The organism is Thioclava sp. JE_KL1 (genome assembly GCF_009296265.1).
Lineage (GTDB): Bacteria > Pseudomonadota > Alphaproteobacteria > Rhodobacterales > Rhodobacteraceae > Thioclava.
In genome coordinates, this window is sequence record NZ_WBJS01000002.1 from 493710 (window position 1) to 515919 (window position 22210).

Below are 22210 nucleotides of genomic sequence, written 5' to 3' on the forward strand. Positions count from 1 at the left end.
AAAAGAAACGCGCTTGTGATCGCTGGGGCGATGAATTTGTGACTTGTCTTCGCCCGCTGCGCGGAAAGCCTGCGCAGGAGAGTGTCAACGGACGGTGCGCGTGAGGGTCTGGATCACCGTCTGAGAATAGCCGTCAGCTTCCACGGTGCTCAGCTCCAGATCGAAGCGGCTGCGGCTCCCGTCGGGGGCGAGGACCATGAGATCGTCGATATCCGAGGCGCTCTCCATCTGGTGACGCGCATATTTCGCGCCGCGCAGGTTCGGCGGAAGCTTCGCGTTGATGAGCCCCGCGATCTCGTCCGCGCCGGTCAGAACGCCGAAGGGAGACGCGGTCGACCAAACCCCGTCGGGATGAAACAGCTTTGCGGCCGCTGCACCGTCGCGCCGGTCCACGCAATCCAGAAAGCGCATCAGCAGCGAGCGCTTGGAATGTCTGGCGGCGTAATGGGTGTGGAGCAGGCGATGCGCGGTCGGCGAGTTCGGCGCGCCCAGTTCCGAGTCGTAAAGCGCCTGCACATCCGCATTCTCATAGGAACGGCGGCGCGGTGCCTTCGCATCGACGCTGTAGATCGCCTTGGCGCGTTTTTGCAGAATATGCGGGTCCATGGATTTCGGCTCGCCGCCGCCGCCGAGGCATCCGCCGACGCAGGCCATGACCTCGATGGCGACATAGTCGTCGCGCCAGGCCTCGTCTTCCAGCATGCGCTGGGCCGACGCGATCCCGTTGCACACGGCCACCGTGCCGACGCCGGGAATGGTCGCGGTCTTCACGCCCTCACGAACACCGCGAAGCGCTTCCCATTCCAGCGGCAGATCGTGCTCGATCCCTTTGAAATGCGCAGCCGTGCGGACCATCGCCTCCATGACCCCGCCGGAGGCGCCGAATATCTGGGCGGCCCCGGTGCTCTCGCCCAGCGGGCTGTCGAATTGCCCGTCCTCGGAGAGCGCCCCGAACGGGATGCCCCGCGACCGGATCATCCGCGCCAGTTCGCGGGTGGTGAGCACATGATCCACGTCGCCAGAGACGCCGGGGCGCTGGGCTTCGTCCTTCTTGGCGGTGCAGGGCATCACGCTCACGACATAGGGCTCGGCTTTGCCCTCTGCGAAATCGGGCCCCAGAGACCGTGCAAAGCGGCCCCGTTTCGCGATCGCGCCATGCATCTGCTGGGGGGATTTGGTCGTGCTCAGATGCGGCAGAAGATCGGGGCGATTCAGTTCGACCCAATTCACCCAACCCGGACAGCAGGAGGTGAACAGCGGCAGCTCCGTCCCGGCTTTGAGCCGCGACAGAAGTTCGGTGCCTTCCTCCATGATCGTCAGATCGGCGGCGAAATTGGTGTCGAACACGTAATCGAACCCAAAAAGCCGCAGCGCATTGATCAGGCGCCCCGTGCTGACGGTGCCCGGCTCCAGCCCGAATTCCTCGCTGATGGCGATGCGCGTCGCCGGGGCCACCTGAACGACGGAGACGCGCCGATGGGCGTCGAGCGTTTGCAGCACCGCGTGCCAATGCGGCGCCTCAATCAGCGCACCGACAGGGCAGACAAGCGTGCACTGGCCGCAGGAGATGCAATTGGTCTGCGACAGCGGCACATCGAAGACCGTGACAGGGCGGCGGTCAAATCCGCGATTGGCGAAGCCTATGACATTCTGGTTCTGGACGGCGTCGCCGCAGACCTCCGCACACAACCCGCATTCGATACATTTCGAAAGATCGCGCCAGATGCTGGGAGATGTGTGATCACTCGCAAGCTCTTCCGAGGCAGCAGGCGCCCCGGCGGGCATCTTCGGCCAACGCTCCTCCCACTGGTTCTCATGGACGAGACGCTGCAGCTGGCACGCCCCGTTCACCTCGCAGCGCATGCAGTCATTGGGGTGACGCGCGAGCAGCCATTGCGCATCGGCTTTCCGAAAGGCCGCCAATGCCTCGGTATCCGTCGCCACCACATCGCCATCCTTTGCCAGCGTGCGACAAGCCGGTTGCGGGTTCGGCGTGCCCTCGATCTCCACGAGGCAAATGCGGCACACGGCATGGGCGGGCAAGCCGGGGTAATAGCACAGGGTCGGGACATGGATGCCAGCCTGCTTCGCCGCCTCCAGCAAGCTGGTGCCGTCATCGACTTCGACGTGCCGCCCGTTGATCGTAAGCGTGATCATGCGAAGGAACCTCCCGTCTCTTTAGTATAGCAGAGGCATGGCTCGCCGCAGAAGTCCCGCCTTCGGCCCGCCCGCAATCGCGTCCTTTCCAGCAGTTTCCCAATTTTCGGGTCAGTCGTGCTACACTGAAAGCCGATGGTGCTCGAAAGGACGGCGTAAATGGCCCGAGCCACCCGGATATTTCAGCCCGCCTCACACTGGGGTCTCGGCAGCTACTGGCAGGGCGATTGCCCGCCTTGGATCGCGCTCGTCGTGGTGCTGATCGGCGGACGGTTGGCTGTCGCCGAGCTGTGGCAAGCCTTGTCGTCGCCGCTCTCGATGCCGTTCTTCGCGTTGCTGTTCCTCGCGGATATGACACTGGCGCTGTGGCAGCTGGTGGGGGCGTGGCGCAGCCTGTCGCATTGGATCGACGCGCAGGCGCGGGGCCATGTGCTGCTCGCGGGGCGCGTGGCGGTGGTGGCGGTCGCGGTTGTGACGGTGGCCCATGCGCTCGATCAGGCCGCGCGGCAGACCACTGCCTTGGCGCCGATCGCCTATGCCGGGCCGCAGCCTTTGGAGGTGCGCAACGGCGTCGCTTATCTGACCGGCGATATCGGCTACGATCTTCTGGGGCGGTTCGAGGCAACCCCGGCGACGGGCGTCTCGGCGGTCGATCTCGACAGTGCCGGCGGTCAGGTTTTCGCCGCGCGGGCGCTGGCGCAACGCGTGCTGGCGCGGGGGCTGAACACGCAGGTGACGAAACGCTGCTATTCCGCCTGCACGCTGATCTTCATGGCGGGCGCGCATCGCGATCTTGGGCCGGAGGGAAAGCTGGGCTTTCACGGCTATAGCTTGAAAGCCTATCCGCTGCCGATAGACGTCGCGAAAGAGGAGGCGATCGACCGGGCCTTCCTGCGCGATCGCGGCGTGACGGCCAGCTTCTCCACGCGCGCCTTCGCGACGCCACACCGCGATATCTGGCGCCCGGACCGCAAAGTGCTCGCCGCCGCCGGTGTGCTGCGCGACTAAGGCTCGGCCTCGACGTCGCTCTGGCGCCATGCCGGAATTCCCGCTAATTTTCAGTGATGAAAGCCCTCCTCTCAGCCCTGTTTTTCTGTGTCCTCGCGGGGGCGCTGAACGCGCAACCTGCGCGGGCGATGATCGGCCCTCCAGCGCCCGACCTGCGTTGTACCGAGGACGGACGCCGCTGCATCGGGTTGAAAGATTATTTCGCCGATACCTGCGGGCTTATCGAAAACGCGGCGCAGGAGGCGGGGATCGACCCGGGCTATTTCGCACGGCTTCTCTGGCGCGAAAGCCGGTTTGATCCGGCGGCAATCAGCCCGGCGGGTGCGCAGGGGATCGCGCAGTTCATGCCCGGCACGGCGCGGCTGCGCGCGCTTGGAGACCCGTTCAATCCGGCCGAAGCGATCGAAGCCTCGGCGCGCTATCTGGCCGAGATGGCGACGCGCTTCGGCAATCCCGGTCTCGCGGCGATCGGCTATAACGGCGGCGAGGACCGCGCGGCGGGGTTCATCGCGAAGACCGGCGGGCTTGCGGGCGAGACCCGCGCCTATGTGCGCGCAATCACTGGCCATTCCGCGGAGGATTGGCGCGACGCACCACCCGAGACGGTGGATTACCGGCTTGACGGGGAGACGCCTTTCCTTGTGGCCTGCACCAAACTGGCGAAGGGCAGGGCGATCCGGGAATTCCGCGATCCTGTCCCGCCCTGGGGCGTGATCGTGGCCGCCGGGCGCACCCAGAGATCGGCCGAGGTGTTCGGGAAACGGGCCGCCGCGCGTCATTCCGGCGCGATTGGTGACGCCAAGCTGCGTTTCGTGCGCGCGGTGATGCCGGGGTTTGGCCGACGCGCGCAATACACGGCGCAAGTCCCGGCAGGTTCGCGCAAGGAGGCGCTGGCGACCTGCGAGAAAATTCGCGGACAGGGCGGGTTCTGCAAAGTCATCCGCAACTAAGGCGTTTTCGCGCTGGAGGCTGGTGCGCGTCGCGCCTAATCTGCCGCCGACACGGATGAGGGTGCCCCATGGAAGACACGATCGAAATCGCGCGCGAAACCCCGCTGGGCGCGGATCTTGCAGAGCTTCACGCCCGCCACGCGGCGGCGATGCACGAAGATACGCCGCCCGAGTCGATCCATATGCTGCCGCCAGATGCGCTGGCTGCGCCCGGCATTTCGTTCTTCGTGATGCGTCAGGCGGGGCGCCCGGTGGGCATGGGCGCGCTGAAGCGCATCGCGCCCGATGAAGGCGAGATCAAATCGATGCATATTCTCTCCGAGATGCGCGGGCAGGGGCTCGCGCGGCGGATGCTGGAGCAGCTGATCGACGCCGCGCGCGAGGAAGGCATGGCGCGGCTCTATCTCGAGACCGGATCGCAGGACTCCTTCGCCCCGGCGCGCCAGCTTTACCTGCGCGCGGGCTTTGCGGAATGCGGGCCCTATGTCGGCTACCAGCCCGATCCGAATTCCGTCTTCCTGATGCGCGCGATCTGAACTTGCACCACGCGCGCCGATCGCGCATTTAGGGGCCACGCGGTCCCTTAGCTCAACTGGATAGAGCAGCTGACTTCTAATCAGCAGGTTCGGGGTTCGAGTCCTCGAGGGATCGCCAAAATCCTCGCTTCTTGCGACGCGGCCTCCGCCTGCGACTTATTCAACCTCATTGTCCGAAAACAAGGAAACGCGGTCTGAATCGCGGCAAGCTTCTTTTACGCCCGGATGTCACAGACATGCGGCGGAGCTACCATGGAGGTTCAAAATGCGTATTTTTCTTCTTGTTCTGCCTGCGGCGCTGAGCGTCGCCGCCTGCAACCCGACGCCGGGTCCCTATGCGAATGGCCCCTATGCCGGTCCGGGTCCCGGCCCGCGCACCACCTACAGCTATGACAGCATCGAATATGGTCGCATCGTTTCGGTGCAGCCGGTCACTATGCGCCGCACCACCGACGGCGACCAGATCGTCGGCGCGGTCACGGGCGGCCTCGTCGGCGCGGTGATCGGGCACCAGTTCGGCTCCGGGACCGGCAAGGACGTGATGACCGGCGCGGGCGCGATCGCGGGCACAATTATCGGCAGCAACGTCGCCAGCCAAGGCGGCACCTACACGTCCTATGCGTGGACCGTGCGGCTCGACAATGGTGGCTCGATCACCGTCATCCAGATGTCGAACCAGTTCCGTGTCGGCGACAGGGTGAGCGTCGTGCGCAGCGGCAATCAGGTTTACCTGCGATAACGCCGACGGGCACAGCTTTGAGTGAGGGTGCGACGTCGTTTTGCGTCCTCACTTGGGCCTGATCCTAAGGGCGCGCAGGGCGTTCAGGATCACGGCAACGTCGATCGCCTCCTGCAAGATGGCGCCCTCCACCGGCGTGAGGTAGCCATAGGCGGCCGCGATCATGCCGAGCACCGAGAGGCCGATCCCGGCGGCGACGCTCTCGAAGGCGATCCGCCGCGAGGATGCGGCGATTTCGATGCCCGCGCGCAACTGATCGATCCGGTCGACGAGAAGCACCACATCGGCCGCTTCGGCCGAGGCGGCGGCCCCGCGCGCGCCCATGGCGACACCGACATCTGCCGCGGCAAGCGCGGGCGCGTCGTTCACGCCATCGCCCACCATCATGACCGGCCCGTGCTTGCGCTCGGACAGCACGAGGAGCACCTTCTGGTCCGGTGTGAGGCCCGCGCGCAGCCCGTCGAGGCCGAGCCCCTCGGTCACGCGTTCAGCCACATCCGTCCGGTCGCCGGTGGCGAGCAGAATCCGTTCGATCCCCTCGTGACGCAGCCCGTCGAGCATGGCGCCCGCATCGTCGCGCAGTGGATCGGCCATCACCAGATGCCCGGCCATACGCCCGTCCACGGCAACGGCGACGAGAACCGCCCCGGCAGCCATCGTCGGGTGGTCCCCCGGTTTGCGCCCGACGCGTGCCGCCACGAAGTCGTCGCCACCGACGATGACCTTGCGCCCTTCGACATGGCCCACGACACCTTCGCCTGCGATTTCCGCCACATCCGACGGGACGGGCAGGGTGAAGCCGCGTTCTTTCGCGGCGGTGACGATCGCCTGTGCCACCGGGTGTTTCGAGGCCTGATCGAGGGCGGCGGCAAGGCGCAGGATCTCGTCCTCCTCCATCCCGTCGTGACTATCGATGGAAACGATCTGCGGGCGGCCTTCGGTCAGGGTGCCGGTCTTGTCGAGGACCAGCGTGCCGATGCGCGCCATCGTCTCGAGCGGCCCCGCCCCCTTGATCAGCACGCCGTAATGCGCCGCGCGCGAAAGGCCCGCCACCAGAGCGACCGGCACGGCGAGGATCAGCGGGCAGGGCGTGGCGACCACGAGCACGGCGACGGCCCGGATTGGGTCTCCGGTGAACCACCACGCCGCGAAGGCGATGGCGAGCGTGACCACGAGAAAGCCCAGCGACCAGCGATCCGCGAGGCGCGACATCGGCGCCTTGGAGGCCTGCGCTTCCTCGACCAGCCGGACGATCCCGGCATAGGTACTGTCCTTCGCAGGCCGCACTGCCAACAGATCGAACGCCTCACCTGCATTGGTCGAGCCGCTCATTATGTCGGCCCCATGCGCCAGACGTACCGGCAGAGACTCCCCGGTCAGTGCCGAGGTGTCCAGAAAGGCCGTCTCGGAGGCCAATGTTCCGTCCACCGGCACCACGTCGCCTTGATGGATCAGCAGCCGATCCCCGGGGGCGATCTCGTCGAGCGGGATATCCTCCAGCCCGCCATCGCGATGCCGGGTCGCGGTCCGTGGAACACGCGAGAGAAGGTCGTGCATCTCGCGCCGGGCGCGGCCTTCGGCGAAGCTCTCAAGAAAGGTGCCGCCGGAATACATCACCGCGACGACCGCCGCGGCGAGGGTCTCGTCGAAGACAAGCGCGGCGGTCATCGAGAGCGCGGCCACGATATCCAGACCGACTTCGCCGCGCCGGAGGCTGCGGGAGATCTCAAAGACAAGCGCGGCGAGCGTGGGCACGACGCCGATGATCCAGCTGGCTTTCGCCAAGGCGTCCGCGCCAACCGCCCAGAAGGCGAGACCCACCACCAGCGCCGCTACGGCGAGCGCGAGGAGGGCGAGTTTCAGACGGTCGGTTCCGCGCTGTTCCATCCGGTCTGTGGTCCTTCTGCACGTCTCACGGTCGATGGCGCCTCACATCTGCAAACCGATCGCGCCGTCACCGTGATAGCGCATCCCGGTGATCGGTCCAGCCTCCAATTCGGTTTCGCGGGAGTGCTTCGGTCAGCGCAAGGGCGCGCGGCTGCGATCCGGAGTGAAGACGAGCGCGACCACAGCGATCAAACCCGCCACGAGCATGTAGAGCGCGGGGGCGGTGACCATGCCGGTCGCGGCGATGAGGCTCGTGGCGATCATCGGCGTGAGGCCTCCGAAAATGCCGAGGCCGATATTGAAGGCGACGGAATAGCCCGAGAGCCGGTCCCGCTCGGGGAACATCTCCGCGAACAGGGCGGGGCCGGAGCCCAGCGGCACGGCCAACAGCAGGAATGTCACGGCATGTGCGACGACCACGGGCAGCAATGCGCCGCCCGACACGAGCATCCACTCGTGCAGCGGCCATGCGACCAGCGCCAGCAGCCCGATCGCCAGAGCGATCCAGACCCGGCGGGGCACCCACCGGTCGCCCACGATCGCCGCCAGCGGCATCGCCGGGATCACGAGGACCGTCATGGCGGTGTTGATGAGAAGCGCGGCGTCCCTTGCCATCAAGCCCTGACCTGACAGCCATTCCGGAAGATAGACGAAGGCGATGTAGTAGCAGGTGCCGTAGCTGGCCGCGAAGGCCACCGCCAGAAGCGTCTCCCTGCGGTTCGTCGTGAAGGCTTCGAGCAGGGGCGATGTGTCGTCGCGCCCCTCCTGATGCTGCTGGAAATGCTCTGATGTGTGCAGGTTGCGGCGGATCAGGATCGCCACCGTGCCAAGGAGCGCACCGCCGAGGAAGGGCAGGCGCCACGCCCAATCCGCAAGCGTCTGCGCATCGAAGAGGTTCGTTACGAGCGCCGCCGCCCCGACCCCCAGTAGCGAGCCCGACATGGAGCCGATATTGGCCCAGCTCCCTGTCAGGCCGCGTTTCTTCAGGGGCGCGGTTTCGACGAGATAGGTCGCCGAGGACGAGAACTCCCCGCCGACCGACAGGCCCTGCAACAGGCGCACCAGAACCAGAAGCGCCGGGGCCAGAACGCCGACCTGCGCATAGGTCGGCAATATGCCCAGAAACAGCGTCGGCATCGCCATCATCACAACCGATATCTGCATCGTGCGGGCGCGCCCGTAGCGGTCGCCGAACCAGCCGAACACCGCTGCGCCAAGCGGACGCATCAGGAAACCGGCTGCGAAAATCCCGTAGGTGGCGATCAGGCCCGCGGTCGGGTCGTTGGACGGAAAGAAGACCGGTGCGATGACGCCTGCAAGATAGCCGTAGAGCGCGAAGTCGTACCATTCGACCACGTTGCCGATGAAACCGGCCATGATCCGATGCCGAAGCTCTGCCGGTTTTGCTGTGCTTCCGTCCGGTGCCATGGTCGAGCCTCGCGATTTTTCTGCTATCTCCGCGACATACGTAGCCTTTTCTTCGGACTGGACGCAAATCGCGACGCCTGAAACCCAAATCGCAGGGCCATCTCCGCGCGCGGCAGTCTCACGGTATCTGCGCTACCATGGCCAGATCGAGGTCCAGGGTCGCGATCAATCCTTCTGGCGTGAATTCGCGCGAGAAGCTGCCGCCAAGCGAGGTGGATACGGTAAGGCGACAAAGCGATGTGCCGAACCCTTTGTTTTCGTCCTTGCCGGATCCCGCCTCGGTCACGCCGGGCTCTTTCCATGCGAGCCTGAAGCGCTCGTCCTCGATCTCTGCGCTAATCTCTACGCCGTGGCCGCTCTGCGACAGGCCCCCATATTTAACCGAATTCGTCGCGAGCTCGAAGAGCACAAGCGTCAGCGGCGTGATCGCGGCAGGGCGCACCTGAATATCCGGAAGCGAGGTCTGGACGCTCACCCCTTCGCTGAAGGGTTTCAGGATCGTGCTCACAAGATAGGAAAGCGGCATGCCATCGGGTTGTTCACCCGAAGGGTCGTTCACGGTCATCGAATTGAGCGACGCGATCGCGTGAAGGCGGCTGCGCATCTCGTTACTGAGTTGCTCTGCGCTGTCTGCCTGCCGCGCGGCGACGGCAATCAGGGACGCGGCCACGGCGAAGGCGTTGCCGACACGGTGGCGCATCTCGGACAGGAGCAGTCTCTGCTGCTCCGCCAGTTGATGCTGCAAGGTGATGTCGCGCGCGATCTTCGACGCGCCGACGACTTGGCCATCGGCATCGCGCACGGGCGAGACGGTCAGAGACACCGGAACGGGGCTGCCGTCCTTGCGCTGCCGGATCGTTTCGTAATTGGCGATCCGCTCGCCGCGCCGCAGACGGGCGATGAAATCGACCTCCTCATCCATCCGGTCGTCGGGAAAGATGATCGTGATCGGCTGACCGATGGCTTCTTTGGCAGTGTAGCCGAACAGGTTTTCCGCGCCGCGATTCCAGCTCAGGATGATGCTGTTGAGGTCCTTGGTGACAATCGCATCTTCCGAGCCTTCCACAATCGCAGCCAAATGCTGTTGGATGCTTTCTGGTGAGTCCATGACAGGTCTGGCCTCCGTGCTCCTCGGGGGACACACATACTAAAAGGTGCATATCAAGTATAGCCCATCGCGGCCGGGTCGGGTGCGCGCGCGATGGCTTTGAAAAATCAGATCATTTCGCCGGGGTCAGCGGTGGTGCGCTCACGGCCGTTCCAGAACGAAATCCGGAACGATGCCGCAGGAGGAGATGGCCGCCTGCGCGTCCTCGCCGCCGAAGAAACCGTATCCCGCGATCAGGGCAGAGCGGATTCCGGTCGCCTGTGCGCCGAGAATGTCGGTGTGCAGGCTGTCGCCCACCATCAGCACGCGCGCGGGATCGATGGGACCGAGACGCGCGAAGGCGATGTCGTAGATATTGTTGAAAGGCTTGCCGTAGAACTCCGGCGCCACGCCCGTCGCATCCGCGAGCCTATGCGCGAAGTGACCCGGCTCCTGTGAGAACCCGACTTCACGGGGGGCGACGATATCGGGATTGCCGACCCAGACCGGGCGCGGGTTGTCGCGGATGGACGCTTCGAGCAGGTCTTGTCGCTCTTCGGTCCAGTCCGCTGCGCCGATCAGCAGGAACCCTTCGGCCGCGTCATAGGCGGCGCGGTCTTCCGCGAGCCATGTCACGTCGAACTGATCCAGCTCGTCATCGCCTGCCGTGTCGCTCGCCATCAGGCCCCATGCGCGGGGAGGGGCTTCGCGCAGCGCCGCGACAATGGCGGTGCGGCTGGTGACGACATCCTCGGGCGCGAAGGCATAGCCGAGCCGTGTGTATTTCCGCATCAGGGCGTCATGCGGCACGCCCGCCGCGTTCGACACGACCATCACCCGCTTGCCCTGCGATTGCAGGGCCGCGACGCGCTCGGGCGTGCCTTCGATCGCGGTCTCGCCGATATTGAGCACGCCGAACGCATCGAGCAGGAAGACGTCGAACAGATCGGCAAGCTCTGAGAGGTCGCGCGCCATCTGGCTGGTCGAGATCACGCCGGGGGAGGGCAGTCGGTGGCGCGCGCGCTCATAGGCTGCGAGCGCTTCCTGCGCGGTCATTGTCATCAGAGGATCGTCCCTTGCACCTTCGCCGATATCCGTTCGCTTACCATTACTGCGGCAAGGATCACCAGCAGGTTCAGGCGTGCGGCGCGCTGGCATTCCTGCCCTTGTCAGAGGCGTCACTTCGCGAGCAATACCTCCACGTCGTTCTCGCGCAGCGCCTCTTTCAGATCGGCGGGCGGTGCGCGGTCCGCCACCACCGAGGCGAGCGCGCCTAGCGTGGCGGCGCGGGTGAAGCCGTGAATGCCGAATTTCGACCCGAGGATCAGCAGCATGCCCGCCTGCGCCTGCGCGAGCATCACGCGCTTGATCGCGGCGAAGCCCGGAATGGTCTCGGACACGCCCTCGATCGAGAGTGCCGTGGCCCCGATCACTGCGCGGTCGACGTGATGGCGCGACAGGAATTCGAGCGTCTCTTCGCCCACCACCGCCGATTCCGTCGGCAGGTAATTCCCCGGGGCAAGGATCACCTCCGCGCCCTCGCTACCGCCCAGAAGCATCGCGATGGGCAGCGAATTGGTGATGACGCGGCAGGGCGTGCCCGCCATGGCGAGAAACCGGGCCATCTGCTGCGTGGTGGAGCCGGAGTCGATCATCAGCGTCTCGCCGGGGGCTACCTGCGCGGCGGCCATGCGCCCGATCCGCTCGCGCTCCTGAAACTGGTCGCGTTCGCGCTCGTCCAGCGTCGGGTAGTGACCCGGATGGGGGCGCGAGGCCCCGCCATGCGCGCGGTCGACCAGCCCCTTCTCTTCGAGCGCATCGAAATCGCGCCGGATCGTTTCGGTCGAGACCCCGAACCGCGCCGCGAGTTCCGAGATGCGCAGGTGGGGGCGCAGCTTCAACTCGAACAGGATCTGCTCGCGCCGGTCGCGTTTGCGCAGTCGCTGGCCCTCTTGTTTCACGCTCGCATCCATCGCTTTTCCCGAAGGTGAGAAATCTCACCGAACTTTAAAATTGATGTGGCCTATGCCGCATAAATTCAAGAAAAATGTTGCGAACCCCACATTTTGATGCAGTTTAACGGGGTGGAACCGCGTGGCCTTGGAGGACTTCCGAAGCCAAACGCGGGATTTGGGAGAGCTTATGATCTATTTCCTGATCAATCTCGCGGGCGCGGTGGCGCTGCTGCTCTGGGCGGTTCGTTTGATCCGCACCGGGGTCGAGCGCGCCTTCATGGCCTCGCTGCGCCAGTTCCTGCGCCGCACGGCGGGCACGCGGATCAGCGCGATGGCCGCGGGGACGGGGGCGGCGATGCTGCTGCAAAGCTCGACCGCCGTCGCGATCCTGACCGCCGGTTTCGCCGCGAGCGGGACATTGGCCGCCGTGTCGGGCGTGGCGCTGGTGCTGGGCGCCGATCTGGGCTCGTCGATCGTGGCGCAGATCCTGCTCTCGCCGATCCATGTCCTGGTGCCCGCGCTTCTCGTGATCGGGGTGACGCTGTTTCTCAAATCAAAAGCCCGCCGTCCGCGCCAAGCGGGGCGTATCTTCGTTGGTCTGGCGCTGGTGCTGCTCTCGCTCGGTCTGATCGGCGAGGCGACGGCGCCCCTTCGCGACAGCGAACTGGTAGACGCGGTGCTGACCCGGCTGGGCAGCGATCTCGTCTCGGCCTTCGTCCTCGGGGCGTTGCTGACTTGGGCGATGCATTCCTCGATCGCGGCGGTCTTGATGTTCGTGACTTTCGCGGGGCAGGGCCTTTTGCCGGGGACGGGCGCCGCGGCGATGGTGCTGGGCGCGAACCTTGGCGGGGCGATCATCCCGGTGATGCTGACGCTGTCGGCCGATCCGATCCCGCGCCGCATCATGGTCTCGAATTTCGTCCTGCGTGGGGGTGGAGCTGCACTGGTGCTTATCGGTCTGATGGCCTTCCCGCATGCGCTCGATTTTCTGGGCGCGACGACGGCGCGGCAGGTCATCAACCTGCATCTGGTCTTCAACCTCGGCGTCGCGATCCTGTCGCTTCCGCTGATCCCTACGGTGCTGCGCCTCGCCGGGGCGGTCGTTGTCGAGCGCAAGGACCTGTCGCCCTCCCGGATCACCGCACTCGACGAAAAGGGGCTGGGGGACGCGGGCCATGCCCTTGGCAATGCCGCGCGCGAGTTGCTGCGCATGGGCGAGCAGGTCTTGGAGATGCTGCAGCCGGCGCTCGGTCTTTTCGTTCGCTGGGATCCGGAGGTCGCCGCCCGCATCAAGCGCAACGAGAGCGAAGTCGACCGCATGCATTACGAGATCAAGCTTTATGTCGCGCGGCTGAACGAGACGCGGCTGAGCACCGAGCAATCGCGTCGCGCGATGGAGATCGCGATGGTGGCGAACCACCTCGAGGATGCAGGCGATCAGATTTCGACCAATCTCGTCGATCTCGCCCAGCGTATCCACGAACGCGGCCTGACCTTCTCGGAGGAGGGGCTGCGGGAGCTGACCGATTTCCACGACCGCGTCACCTCTAACACGCGTCTGGCCCTGAACGTCCTGATGTCGGGGGAGATCGACGATGCGCGCCAGCTCGTGGAGGAGAAAGACCGCACCCGCGCCGCCGAGGCCGAGTTGCAGGCGGCCCACCTTGCCCGGCTGCGCGCGAATAACAGCGCCTCTATCGAGACCACGAACATCCATCAGGAAACCGTGCGCGCGCTGAAGCAGATCAATACGGACGTGACCTATGTCGCCTATCCGATCCTCGAACAGGCAGGCGATCTGCGCGCGACGCGCCTGACCGGGTGAACCAAGCGGATCGGGATGTGGGGACGTGGTTGCTGTCTGAGATCAGCTTGCCTGCCCCGAAAGCTGCAACAGCTCCTCGCGAAGTCTGAGCGCGAGCGGAGACAGGGGCCGTCGGCGCAGGCCCAGCAGGTAATAGGACGACACCCGAAATTCCTGCTGGATGCGCAGAACCGCGAAGCCTGCGTTGACCGGGTCCCGGATCAGAAGCTGCGCGACCTCTTCCGAGACGGCGGCCACGGCGTCGCTTTGCGCGAGATAGGCGATGGTGAACAGCAGCGACGGGCTGTTCACGCAGTCGCGCGGCTCGGACAGGCCCAACGCCGCGAAGGCCTCGAAGGTCGCCTCCCGGATCGGCGCGCCGCGCTGCTGCAGGATCCATTCGTAATCCCCCAGTTCGGTCATCGTGACGAAGGGCGAGCGGGCCAGCGGGTGATTGGCGCGCACGAGAAAGACGATTTTCTCGTCGCGCATCGGAGTGATGTCGAAAAGCTCGCTGTCGAACTCGGGCAGCACCCGGGCGAGGATGAAATCCATCTCTCCCGCCGCGAGGTAGCCCAACAGATCGCGTGACGGCAGAACCTCCACGGAGATATCGCTCTCGGGCGAGGCGCGTTTGACGGCGCGGATCGCGGGCACGAGATAGCCCACCGCAGGCCCGGTCACCGCGCCGATCCGCACGCGCCCGGCATGACCGCTGCGCAGCGCCTCGATGTCGGAGCCCATGCTCTCAAGTTCGCGCAGAACGGCGCGGGCACGCCGCAGGACGGCCAGCCCGATCTCTGTCGGCTCCATCCCCTTAGGCTGCCGGGTGAACAGCGGTGCGTCGACCCGGCGCTCCACCTCGGCCAGCATCCGCGACGCGGCCGGCTGCGTCATGGCGCAGCTTTCGGCGGCGAGCTGGAGTTGCCCGGACTCGGCGACCGCCCGGATCAGGCGCAGCTGCGCCGGTTTCAGCATCAGGTGAGAAAGGGGCATATCACTTTCGGTATGCAGATTGCGTTGAATGTAATTTTATCATCATGCTCCCACATTGCTAGTGTTTCTCCCACGCCCAGTATCGGGCTGCGCGAGGAGGACAGACGGGTCGCGCACCGTCATAGGGAGGACACCATGAAAATCAAAACCGCCGCCGCAGTGCTGGCGATCGGCACCGCTTTGCTCGGTTCCGGGGCTTGGGCCGAAACCGTAGGCATCTCGATGCCGACGAAATCGTCGGCTCGCTGGATCTCTGACGGCAACTCGATGGTCGAACAGTTCCAGGAAGCTGGCTACGACACCGATCTGCAATATGCGGAAGACGATATTCCGAACCAGCTCGCTCAGGTCGAGAACATGATCACCAAGGGCGTGGACGTGCTCGTGATCGCCGCAATCGACGGCACCACGCTGTCGAACGCTCTGGCCAACGCGAAGGCCGCCGGTATCAAGGTGATCGCCTATGACCGCCTGATCCGCGACACGCCGGATGTCGACTATTACGCGACCTTCGACAACTTCAAGGTCGGCGTGGAGCAGGCCAATTCGCTGGTGCAGGGGCTCAAGGAGCGTTTCCCCGACACCAAGCCGTGGAATGTCGAGCTGTTCGGCGGCTCGCCGGACGATAACAACGCCTATTTCTTCTATAACGGCGCAATGTCGGTGCTGCAGCCGCTCATCGACTCGGGCGATGTCGTGATCCCGTCGGGCCAGATGGGCATGGACACGGTCGGCACGCTGCGCTGGGACGGTGCGGTCGCACAGTCGCGTATGGATAACCTTCTGTCGGCCAACTACACCGACAAGCAGGTGCAGGGTGTGCTCTCGCCCTATGACGGGCTGTCCATCGGTATCCTGTCCTCGCTCAAGGGCGTGGGCTACGGCTCGGGCGACATGAAGATGCCGATCGTCACCGGTCAGGACGCTGAAGTTCCGTCGGTGAAATCGATCCTCGCGGGCGAGCAGTACTCGACCATCTTCAAGGACACCCGCGAACTGGCGAAAGTCACCGTGGGCATGGTCAACGCGATGCTCAAGGGCGGCGAGCCCGAGATCAACGACACCGAGACCTATGACAACGGCGTCAAGGTGATCCCGTCCTACCTGCTCCAGCCGGTGCCGGTGGACAAGTCGAACTGGGAAAAGGTTCTGATCGGCTCCGGTTACTACACCAAGGATCAGATCGAGTAAGCCGGGCCTCCCCGCCTTGCCACTCGCTGGTCGCCCTTCGGGGCGGCCAGTCCCCCACTCGATTTGACGCCGGAGAGGTCGGATGACCACCCTTCTTGAAATGCGCAACATCACCAAGACCTTTCCTGGTGTGAAAGCGCTCGACGACGTCTCGATCGCGGTCCGTGACGGTGAAATCCACGCGATCTGCGGCGAGAACGGCGCGGGAAAATCGACCCTGATGAAAGTGCTCTCAGGCGTCTATCCCGCAGGCAGCTACGAGGGCGAGATCGTCTATGACGGCGCCGCTGCCGAATTCCGCGATATCCGCGACAGCGAAGATCGCGGCATCATCATCATTCACCAGGAACTGGCGCTCGTGCCGCTGCTGTCGATTGCCGAGAACATCTATCTGGGCAATGAGCGCGCCCAGAGCGGCGTGATCAACTGGCAGGAGACCTTCCAGCAGACCGAAGGCCTGCTGAAGAAGGTCGGGCTGCGCGAGGCACCGGGTACGCTGGTCGACAGTCTCGGTGTGGGCAAGCAGCAGTTGGTCGAAATCGCGAAGGCGCTGTCGAAGAACGTGCGCCTCCTGATCCTCGACGAGCCGACTGCGGCGCTGTCGGAATCCGACAGTCAGGCGCTGCTGGATCTGCTGCTGGAGCTGAAGGCGCAGGGCGTCACGTCGATCATCATCAGCCACAAGCTCAATGAGGTGAAGCGCGTGGCCGACAGCGTCACCGTGATCCGCGACGGCGCCACGATTTCCACCATCGACGCGCGCGGTGGCGATCTCACCGAAGACCGCATCGTGCGCGACATGGTGGGCCGCGACATGGCGCATCGCTTCCCCGACCGAACCCGTCGTGCGGGCGAGGTGCTGTTTGAGCTGAAGAACTGGAACGTGCGCCACCCCGAACATCGCGACCGCCAGATGATCCGCGACCTGTCGATGCATGTCCGGGCAGGCGAGGTGGTCGGCATCGCGGGACTGATGGGCTCGGGCCGCACCGAGCTTGCCATGAGCGTCTTCGGGCGCAGCTACGGGCGCGACATTTCGGGCGAGGTGCTGATCCACGGCAAGCCTGCGGATGTCTCCACCGTCGACCGTGCCATCGCGGCGGGGCTCGCCTATGTCACCGAGGACCGCAAGAGCCTCGGGCTGATCCTCGAAGAGACGATCCAGCGCAACACCAGCCTCGCCAATCTCGGCGCGGTGGCGAAGAACGGCGTGGTCGAGGATTTCCGCGAAACCGAGGTGGCCGAGAAATACCGCCGCGACCTCAATATCCGCACGCCCTCGGTCTTCCAGAAGGTGATGAACCTCTCGGGCGGCAACCAGCAGAAGGTCGTGCTCGCGAAATGGCTCTTTACCGAGCCGGAGGTGCTGATCCTCGACGAGCCGACGCGCGGCATCGATGTCGGCGCGAAATACGAAATCTACGGGATCATCAATGAACTGAGCGCGGCCGGGAAGGCCGTCATCATGATCTCTTCGGAGATGCCGGAGCTTCTGGGCATGTCCGACCGGATCTACGTGATGAACGAGGGCAGCTTCGTGGGCGAGTTGAACGCCGACGAGGCGAGCCAGGAGCGCATCATGTCCTTGATCGTTAGGGAATAGGGAAAGTCATGGACCAGATCGAACAAGCGAATTCCGAGCCTTCGGGAGGCCTTGGGATCGGCGCCTATATCGCGCGCCACATCCGCGAATACGGACTGCTGTTTGCGTTGATCGCGATCATGCTGTTCTTCCAGATCGTGACGGGCGGCACGCTGCTCAAGCCGGTCAATATCACCAACCTGTTCCTGCAGAACAGCTACATCATCATCATGGCCTTGGGCATGTTGCTGGTGATCGTGGGGGGCAATATCGACCTCTCGGTCGGCTCGGTCATGGGCTTCATCGGGGCCTTTGCCGCGGTGCTGATCGTGTCGATGGACCTGCCGGTCGCGGTGGCGATCCCGGCGTGCCTCGTGATGGGCATGGCGATCGGCGCGGTGCAGGGCTATTTCGTGGCCTATTGGAAAATCCCCTCCTTCATCGTGACGCTGGCGGGGATGCTGGTGTTCCGCGGGCTGTCGCTCTGGCTGCTCGAAGGCCAATCCATCGGCCCCTTCCCGAAGTCGTTCCAGGCACTGTCGACCGGGTTCATCGCCGACCCGTTCGGCGTGGGCCGTCCGAACATGCTGGCACTGGCGGTCGGTGTCGCGGCGGTGGTGCTCTTGGTGTGGCTGGGCCTGCGGGCGCGGTCCCGCGATGCGCGCTACGGGATCGAAGGTGAACCCCTTGGTCTCTTCGTGCTCCGCAATGCGATCGTGGCTGCTGCCCTTCTCTTCGTTACGTGGAAACTCGCATGGTTCCGCGGTCTGCCGAACGTGCTGCTGTCGATGGTCATTCTGACGATCATCTATGTCTTCGTGACCGAACGCACCACGCTGGGTCGCCGGGTCTATGCGGTGGGCGGCAACTCCAAGGCGGCCAAGCTGTCGGGCATCCGTACCGAGCGGCTGACCTTCCTCACCTTCGTGAACATGGGTCTTCTGGCCGCGCTCGCCGGTCTCGTCTTCGCCGCACGTCTGAATACCGCCACGCCGAAAGCGGGCTTCGCGGTGGAGCTCGACGTGATCGCGGCCGTGTTCATCGGGGGCGCTTCGATGTCGGGCGGTTCGGGCAAGATCATTGGCGCGGTCGTCGGCGCTTTCATCATGGGCGTGATGAATAACGGCATGTCGATCCTCGGGATCGGCATCGATTACCAACAGGTCATCAAAGGGCTCGTGCTGCTCGCCGCCGTCTTCTTCGATGTCTACAACAAGAACAAGGAAGCCTGAGATGTTGCTCTCGCAATTGACCCTTCCCGACGGATCGCGCGCCGTGACCGTGCGTGAAGACGGCCCCGCGCATCTGGTGCCGGGCGTCACCTCGACCCGCGATCTGGCGCTGGCCGCCATCGCCGCCGGGCACGATCTGGCTGCCGAGATCGCCGCGCGCGGGCAGGGGGACGAGGTGAACCTGGAGGCCGCCTATGCCGAGGGGCGCATGCTGGTGCCGCTCGATCACCCCGATGCCGCGCATCTGCATCTGACCGGGACGGGGCTGACCCATCTGGGCTCCGCTTCCACCCGCGACGCGATGCACACCAAGGTCACCGAGGAGATGACCGACAGCATGAAGATGTTCCGCATGGGGCTGGAGGGCGGCAAGCCCGCCGCCGGCTCCGTCGGGGTGCAGCCCGAATGGTTCTACAAGGGCAACGGACTGGCGGCGGTCGCGCCGGGCGCTGCGCTGACCTCGCCGGGCTTCGCGCTCGATGGTGGCGAGGAACCGGAGGTCGCGGGGCTTTACGTGATCGCGCCCGACGGGCAGCCGGTCCGCGTGGGCTTCGCGCTGGGCAACGAGTTCTCCGACCACGTCACTGAGCGCGGGAACTACCTGTGGCTCGCCCATTCCAAGCTGCGCCCGGCGAGCTTCGGCCCCGAGATGCTGGTGGGCGATCTGCCCGAGAGCGTCGAGGGCACCAGCCGCATCCTGCGCGATGGCGAGGCGCTCTGGGAGAAGCCCTTTCTCTCGGGCGAGGCGAACATGTCCCACACGATAGCCAATCTCGAACATCACCATTTCAAATACGCGCCCTTCCGCGATCCGGGCGATGTGCATGTGCATTTCTTCGGCACCGCGACGCTCAGCTTCGCCGACGGGATCAGCGCCGAACCGGGCGATGTCTTCGAGATCGAATGCCCCGCGTTCGGTCTGCCGCTGCGCAATCCGCTCGCCCGCAATTCCGACGCGTCGGCCCCTGTGGCCGTCGCCAGCCTCTGAGGTCCGATATGGCTTTCACCCCCGCCCCTTGGCCCCGCAAACTGCGCTCGCAGGAATGGTATGGCGGCAATACGCGCGACACGATCTACCACCGCGGCTGGATGAAAAACCAAGGCTATCCGCATGACCTGTTCGACGGGCGCCCGATCATTGGCATCCTCAACACATGGTCGGATCTGACGCCCTGCAACGGCCACCTGCGCGAGTTGGCCGAGAAGGTGAAGGCGGGCATCTGGGAGGCCGGTGGTTTCCCGGTCGAAGTGCCGGTCTTCTCGGCCTCGGAGAACACCTTCCGCCCGACCGCGATGATGTTTCGCAACCTTGCAGCCCTCGCGATCGAAGAGACGATCCGCGGCCAGCCGATGGACGGGGCGGTGCTTCTGGTGGGCTGCGACAAGACCACGCCGTCGCTGATGATGGCGGCGGCGAGCTGCGATATTCCGTCCATCGTCGTAACCGGCGGGCCGATGCTGAACGGCTATTTCCGGGGCGAGCGTGTGGGCTCTGGCACGCATCTGTGGAAATTCTCCGAGGCCGTGAAAGCGGGCGAGATGACGCAGGACGAATTCCTTGAGGCAGAAGCCTCGATGAGCCGATCCTCGGGCACCTGCAACACGATGGGCACGGCTTCGACGATGGCGAGCATGGCGGAGGCGCTCGGCATGGCGCTGTCCGGCAATGCCGCGATCCCGGCTGTGGACAGCCGCCGCCGGGTGATGGCGCAGCTTTCGGGGCGGCGCATCGTGCAGATGGTGAAGGACGATCTGAAACCTTCCGACATCATGACCAAGCAGGCTTTCGAGAACGCGATCCGCACCAATGGCGCGATTGGCGGCTCGACCAACGCGGTGGTGCATCTGCTGGCGCTGGCGGGGCGCGTGGGCGTTGATGTCACGCTCGATGACTGGGACCGTTGCGGGCGCGACGTGAAGACCATCGTCAACCTGATGCCGTCGGGCAAATACCTGATGGAAGAGTTCTTCTACGCCGGCGGTCTGCCGGTTGTGCTTAAGCGTCTGGGCGAGGCGGGGCAATTGCACAAGGATGCGCTGACCGTGTCGGGCGGGGCGATCTGGGACGAGGTCAAGGACGTCGTGAACTGGAACGAGGACGTGATCCTGCCCGCCGACAAACCGCTGACCGATCAGGGCGGCATCGCGGTGGTGCGCGGCAATCTCGCGCCGAAAGGGGCGGTTCTGAAGCCGTCCGCGGCCAGCCCGCATCTGCTGACACACCGTGGGCGCGCGGTCGTCTTCGAGGATATCGACGACTACAAGGCGAAGATCAACGACGACGCGCTCGATATCGACGAGACCTGCGTGATGGTGCTGAAGAATTGCGGCCCCAAGGGCTATCCCGGCATGTCCGAGGTGGGCAACATGGGCCTCCCGCCGAAAGTGCTGAAGAAGGGCATCACTGATATGGTCCGCATCTCGGATGCGCGGATGTCGGGCACCGCTTACGGCACGGTCGTGTTGCATACTTCGCCCGAGGCGGCAGCCGGTGGCCCGCTCGCGGTCGTGCAGAATGGCGACATGATCTCGCTCGACGTGCCGAACCGGAGCCTGACGCTCGAAATCTCTGACGCGGAACTGGCCGAGCGCCTTGCCAAGTGGCAGCCGAGCCATGAGCGGCCAGATGGTGGCTATGCGTGGCTGCATCAGGCGCATGTGATGGGCGCGGATACGGGGGCGGATCTCGATTTCCTCGTCGGCTGCCGGGGCAACCCGGTCGGAAAGGACAGTCACTGATGAAACTCGCGCTCGTCGGCATCGGCAAGATCGCTCTGGATCAGCACGTGCCCGCAATCGCTGCCAGCCCCGATTGGGAGCTGGCCGCGACGGTCTCGCGGCATGGCACGGTCGAGGGGGTGCCCGCCTATACGCAGATCGAGGAGATGCTCTCCGCTCATCCCGAGATCGAGGTGGTGAGCCTCTGCCTGCCGCCCGTGCCGCGCTTTCTGGCTGCGCGCGCCGCGCTGGAGGCCGGGCGGCACGTGATGCTCGAAAAGCCGCCCGGGGCGACCTTGGCCGAGGTGCATACGCTCGAGGCGATGGCAGTCGGTCGCGGTCTGACGCTGTTCGCCACGTGGCATTCTCGCATGGCGCATGCGGTGGCCGCGGCCAAGGCGTGGCTGTCCGATCGCAAGGTTCAGTCGGGCCGGATCACATGGCGCGAGGATGTGCGCAAATGGCACCCCGGACAGGACTGGGTGTTCGAGCCCGGTGGAATGGGCGTCTTCGATCCGGGCATCAATGCGCTTTCGATCCTAACCGAGATTCTACCCGCGCCGGTTCACCTGACCTCGGCGGAGCTGGAGTTTCCCGCCAACCGACAGGCCCCCATCGCCGCGCGGCTGAGTTTCACCGGCGCCATCGAGGCGGATTTCGACTGGCGACAGGAAGGCCCCCAGACCTGGGATATCGAGCTGGAAACCGATGCCGGGCCGATGGCGTTGCGCCTTGGCGGCAACGTGCTTGAGATCGGTGGCGCGAAAGCCGAGGGTGCCGAGAGCATCATGGAAGAATACCCCGCACTCTATGCCCGCATGGCGGAGCTGGTGCGGCAAGGCGCATCCGATGTGGATCTCGCGCCGATGGTGCATGTGGCCGACGCGTTCCTGCTGGGCCGCCGCACCGCTGTTGAAGACTTCGAATTCTGAAGGATACC

General features: G+C 65.0%; 18 protein-coding genes and 1 tRNA gene. 12 read left to right on the forward strand and 7 right to left on the reverse strand.

Annotated elements, in window-relative coordinates; all coding sequences use genetic code 11:
* Positions 1-84 precede the first annotated feature (84 nt).
* Positions 85-2157 (reverse strand): [FeFe] hydrogenase, group A, encoded by a 2073-nt coding sequence (locus F8R15_RS05150; protein WP_152843806.1) that lies wholly within the window; start codon positions 2155-2157, stop codon positions 85-87.
* 159 nt (positions 2158-2316) lie between these two features.
* Between F8R15_RS05150 and F8R15_RS05155 the strand changes: the two genes are divergently transcribed.
* The 5 genes from F8R15_RS05155 to F8R15_RS05175 all read left to right on the forward strand — a co-directional run bounded on the left by F8R15_RS05155 (position 2317) and on the right by F8R15_RS05175 (position 5390).
* A complete protein-coding gene (locus F8R15_RS05155) occupies positions 2317-3165 on the forward strand; it encodes a hypothetical protein (RefSeq protein ID WP_152843807.1) in 849 nt (282 codons plus the stop codon).
* A 128-nt stretch (positions 3166-3293) separates the two neighbouring features.
* Positions 3294-4115, forward strand: coding sequence for a lytic transglycosylase domain-containing protein (locus F8R15_RS05160; RefSeq protein ID WP_253732395.1), 822 nt, complete (start codon positions 3294-3296; stop codon positions 4113-4115).
* Between the two features lie 68 nt (positions 4116-4183).
* The gene (locus F8R15_RS05165; protein ID WP_152843809.1) at positions 4184-4651 is read left to right on the forward strand and encodes a GNAT family N-acetyltransferase; all 468 of its coding nucleotides are present in this window, start codon (positions 4184-4186) and stop codon (positions 4649-4651) included.
* A gap of 41 nt (positions 4652-4692) precedes the next feature.
* A tRNA-Arg gene (locus tag F8R15_RS05170) sits at positions 4693-4769 on the forward strand.
* 147 nt (positions 4770-4916) lie between these two features.
* Positions 4917-5390, forward strand: coding sequence for a glycine zipper 2TM domain-containing protein (locus F8R15_RS05175; protein WP_152843810.1), 474 nt, complete (start codon positions 4917-4919; stop codon positions 5388-5390).
* 48 nt (positions 5391-5438) lie between these two features.
* Here the strand turns inward: F8R15_RS05175 and F8R15_RS05180 are convergent, their stop codons facing one another.
* The 5 genes from F8R15_RS05180 to F8R15_RS05200 form a co-directional block, all read right to left on the reverse strand.
* Positions 5439-7277 carry a heavy metal translocating P-type ATPase gene (locus F8R15_RS05180; RefSeq protein ID WP_152843811.1) on the reverse strand — a complete coding sequence of 613 codons (1839 nt, stop codon included), beginning with the start codon at positions 7275-7277 and terminating at the stop codon, positions 5439-5441.
* 132 nt (positions 7278-7409) lie between these two features.
* Positions 7410-8705: an MFS transporter gene (locus tag F8R15_RS05185; protein ID WP_216644105.1), complete on the reverse strand. Its 1296-nt coding sequence runs from the start codon at positions 8703-8705 to the stop codon at positions 7410-7412.
* A 118-nt stretch (positions 8706-8823) separates the two neighbouring features.
* On the reverse strand, positions 8824-9813 hold the full coding sequence (locus F8R15_RS05190) for a PAS domain S-box protein (RefSeq protein ID WP_152843812.1): 990 nt from the start codon (positions 9811-9813) through the stop codon (positions 8824-8826).
* Between the two features lie 141 nt (positions 9814-9954).
* On the reverse strand, positions 9955-10854 hold the full coding sequence (locus tag F8R15_RS05195) for an HAD-IIA family hydrolase (protein WP_216644106.1): 900 nt from the start codon (positions 10852-10854) through the stop codon (positions 9955-9957).
* A gap of 116 nt (positions 10855-10970) precedes the next feature.
* Entirely contained in the window at positions 10971-11765 is a 795-nt protein-coding gene (locus tag F8R15_RS05200) for a DeoR/GlpR family DNA-binding transcription regulator (RefSeq protein ID WP_152843813.1), read from the reverse strand.
* Positions 11766-11934: 169 nt separating this feature from the next.
* On the opposite strand from F8R15_RS05200, the gene F8R15_RS05205 reads away from it, so the two are divergent.
* Entirely contained in the window at positions 11935-13572 is a 1638-nt protein-coding gene (locus tag F8R15_RS05205) for a Na/Pi cotransporter family protein (protein ID WP_152843814.1), read from the forward strand.
* Positions 13573-13614: 42 nt separating this feature from the next.
* Here the strand turns inward: F8R15_RS05205 and F8R15_RS05210 are convergent, their stop codons facing one another.
* Positions 13615-14547, reverse strand: coding sequence for a LysR family transcriptional regulator (locus F8R15_RS05210; RefSeq protein WP_078520308.1), 933 nt, complete (start codon positions 14545-14547; stop codon positions 13615-13617).
* A 135-nt stretch (positions 14548-14682) separates the two neighbouring features.
* On the opposite strand from F8R15_RS05210, the gene chvE reads away from it, so the two are divergent.
* The 6 genes from chvE (at position 14683) to F8R15_RS05240 (ending at position 22202) form a co-directional block, all read left to right on the forward strand.
* Positions 14683-15738: a multiple monosaccharide ABC transporter substrate-binding protein gene (gene chvE, locus F8R15_RS05215; RefSeq protein ID WP_078520307.1), complete on the forward strand. Its 1056-nt coding sequence runs from the start codon at positions 14683-14685 to the stop codon at positions 15736-15738.
* An 82-nt stretch (positions 15739-15820) separates the two neighbouring features.
* A complete protein-coding gene (mmsA, locus tag F8R15_RS05220; RefSeq protein ID WP_078520306.1) occupies positions 15821-17341 on the forward strand; it encodes a multiple monosaccharide ABC transporter ATP-binding protein in 1521 nt (506 codons plus the stop codon).
* 8 nt (positions 17342-17349) lie between these two features.
* Positions 17350-18552, forward strand: a complete 1203-nt coding sequence (mmsB, locus tag F8R15_RS05225; RefSeq protein WP_152843815.1) for a multiple monosaccharide ABC transporter permease — start codon at positions 17350-17352, stop codon at positions 18550-18552.
* A 1-nt stretch (position 18553) separates the two neighbouring features.
* Entirely contained in the window at positions 18554-19540 is a 987-nt protein-coding gene (araD1, locus tag F8R15_RS05230) for an AraD1 family protein (RefSeq protein ID WP_152843816.1), read from the forward strand.
* Between the two features lie 8 nt (positions 19541-19548).
* Positions 19549-21291 (forward strand): L-arabinonate dehydratase, encoded by a 1743-nt coding sequence (gene araD, locus F8R15_RS05235; protein WP_152843817.1) that lies wholly within the window; start codon positions 19549-19551, stop codon positions 21289-21291.
* Positions 21291-22202, forward strand: a complete 912-nt coding sequence (locus F8R15_RS05240; RefSeq protein WP_152843818.1) for a Gfo/Idh/MocA family protein — start codon at positions 21291-21293, stop codon at positions 22200-22202. The genes araD and F8R15_RS05240 overlap by 1 nt, the downstream gene beginning before the upstream one ends.
* The last annotated feature ends 8 nt before the right edge of the window (positions 22203-22210 follow it).

Bases quoted from the DNA above. Each gene is read 5' to 3' on its own strand.
- F8R15_RS05195 (WP_216644106.1), bottom strand. From the start codon at position 10,854: ATGACAATGACCGCGCAGGAAGCGCTCGCAGCCTATGAGCGCGCGCGC.
- F8R15_RS05180 (WP_152843811.1), bottom strand. From the start codon at position 7,277: ATGGAACAGCGCGGAACCGACCGTCTGAAACTCGCCCTCCTCGCGCTC.
- F8R15_RS05175 (WP_152843810.1), top strand. From the start codon at position 4,917: ATGCGTATTTTTCTTCTTGTTCTGCCTGCGGCGCTGAGCGTCGCCGCC.
- F8R15_RS05155 (WP_152843807.1), top strand. From the start codon at position 2,317: ATGGCCCGAGCCACCCGGATATTTCAGCCCGCCTCACACTGGGGTCTC.
- F8R15_RS05200 (WP_152843813.1), bottom strand. From the start codon at position 11,765: ATGGATGCGAGCGTGAAACAAGAGGGCCAGCGACTGCGCAAACGCGAC.
- F8R15_RS05150 (WP_152843806.1), bottom strand. From the start codon at position 2,157: ATGATCACGCTTACGATCAACGGGCGGCACGTCGAAGTCGATGACGGC.
- F8R15_RS05160 (WP_253732395.1), top strand. From the start codon at position 3,294: ATGATCGGCCCTCCAGCGCCCGACCTGCGTTGTACCGAGGACGGACGC.
- F8R15_RS05190 (WP_152843812.1), bottom strand. From the start codon at position 9,813: ATGGACTCACCAGAAAGCATCCAACAGCATTTGGCTGCGATTGTGGAA.
- F8R15_RS05210 (WP_078520308.1), bottom strand. From the start codon at position 14,547: ATGCCCCTTTCTCACCTGATGCTGAAACCGGCGCAGCTGCGCCTGATC.
- F8R15_RS05205 (WP_152843814.1), top strand. From the start codon at position 11,935: ATGATCTATTTCCTGATCAATCTCGCGGGCGCGGTGGCGCTGCTGCTC.
- mmsB (WP_152843815.1), top strand. From the start codon at position 17,350: ATGGACCAGATCGAACAAGCGAATTCCGAGCCTTCGGGAGGCCTTGGG.
- F8R15_RS05185 (WP_216644105.1), bottom strand. From the start codon at position 8,705: ATGGCACCGGACGGAAGCACAGCAAAACCGGCAGAGCTTCGGCATCGG.
- araD (WP_152843817.1), top strand. From the start codon at position 19,549: ATGGCTTTCACCCCCGCCCCTTGGCCCCGCAAACTGCGCTCGCAGGAA.
- chvE (WP_078520307.1), top strand. From the start codon at position 14,683: ATGAAAATCAAAACCGCCGCCGCAGTGCTGGCGATCGGCACCGCTTTG.
- mmsA (WP_078520306.1), top strand. From the start codon at position 15,821: ATGACCACCCTTCTTGAAATGCGCAACATCACCAAGACCTTTCCTGGT.
- araD1 (WP_152843816.1), top strand. From the start codon at position 18,554: ATGTTGCTCTCGCAATTGACCCTTCCCGACGGATCGCGCGCCGTGACC.
- F8R15_RS05165 (WP_152843809.1), top strand. From the start codon at position 4,184: ATGGAAGACACGATCGAAATCGCGCGCGAAACCCCGCTGGGCGCGGAT.
- F8R15_RS05240 (WP_152843818.1), top strand. From the start codon at position 21,291: ATGAAACTCGCGCTCGTCGGCATCGGCAAGATCGCTCTGGATCAGCAC.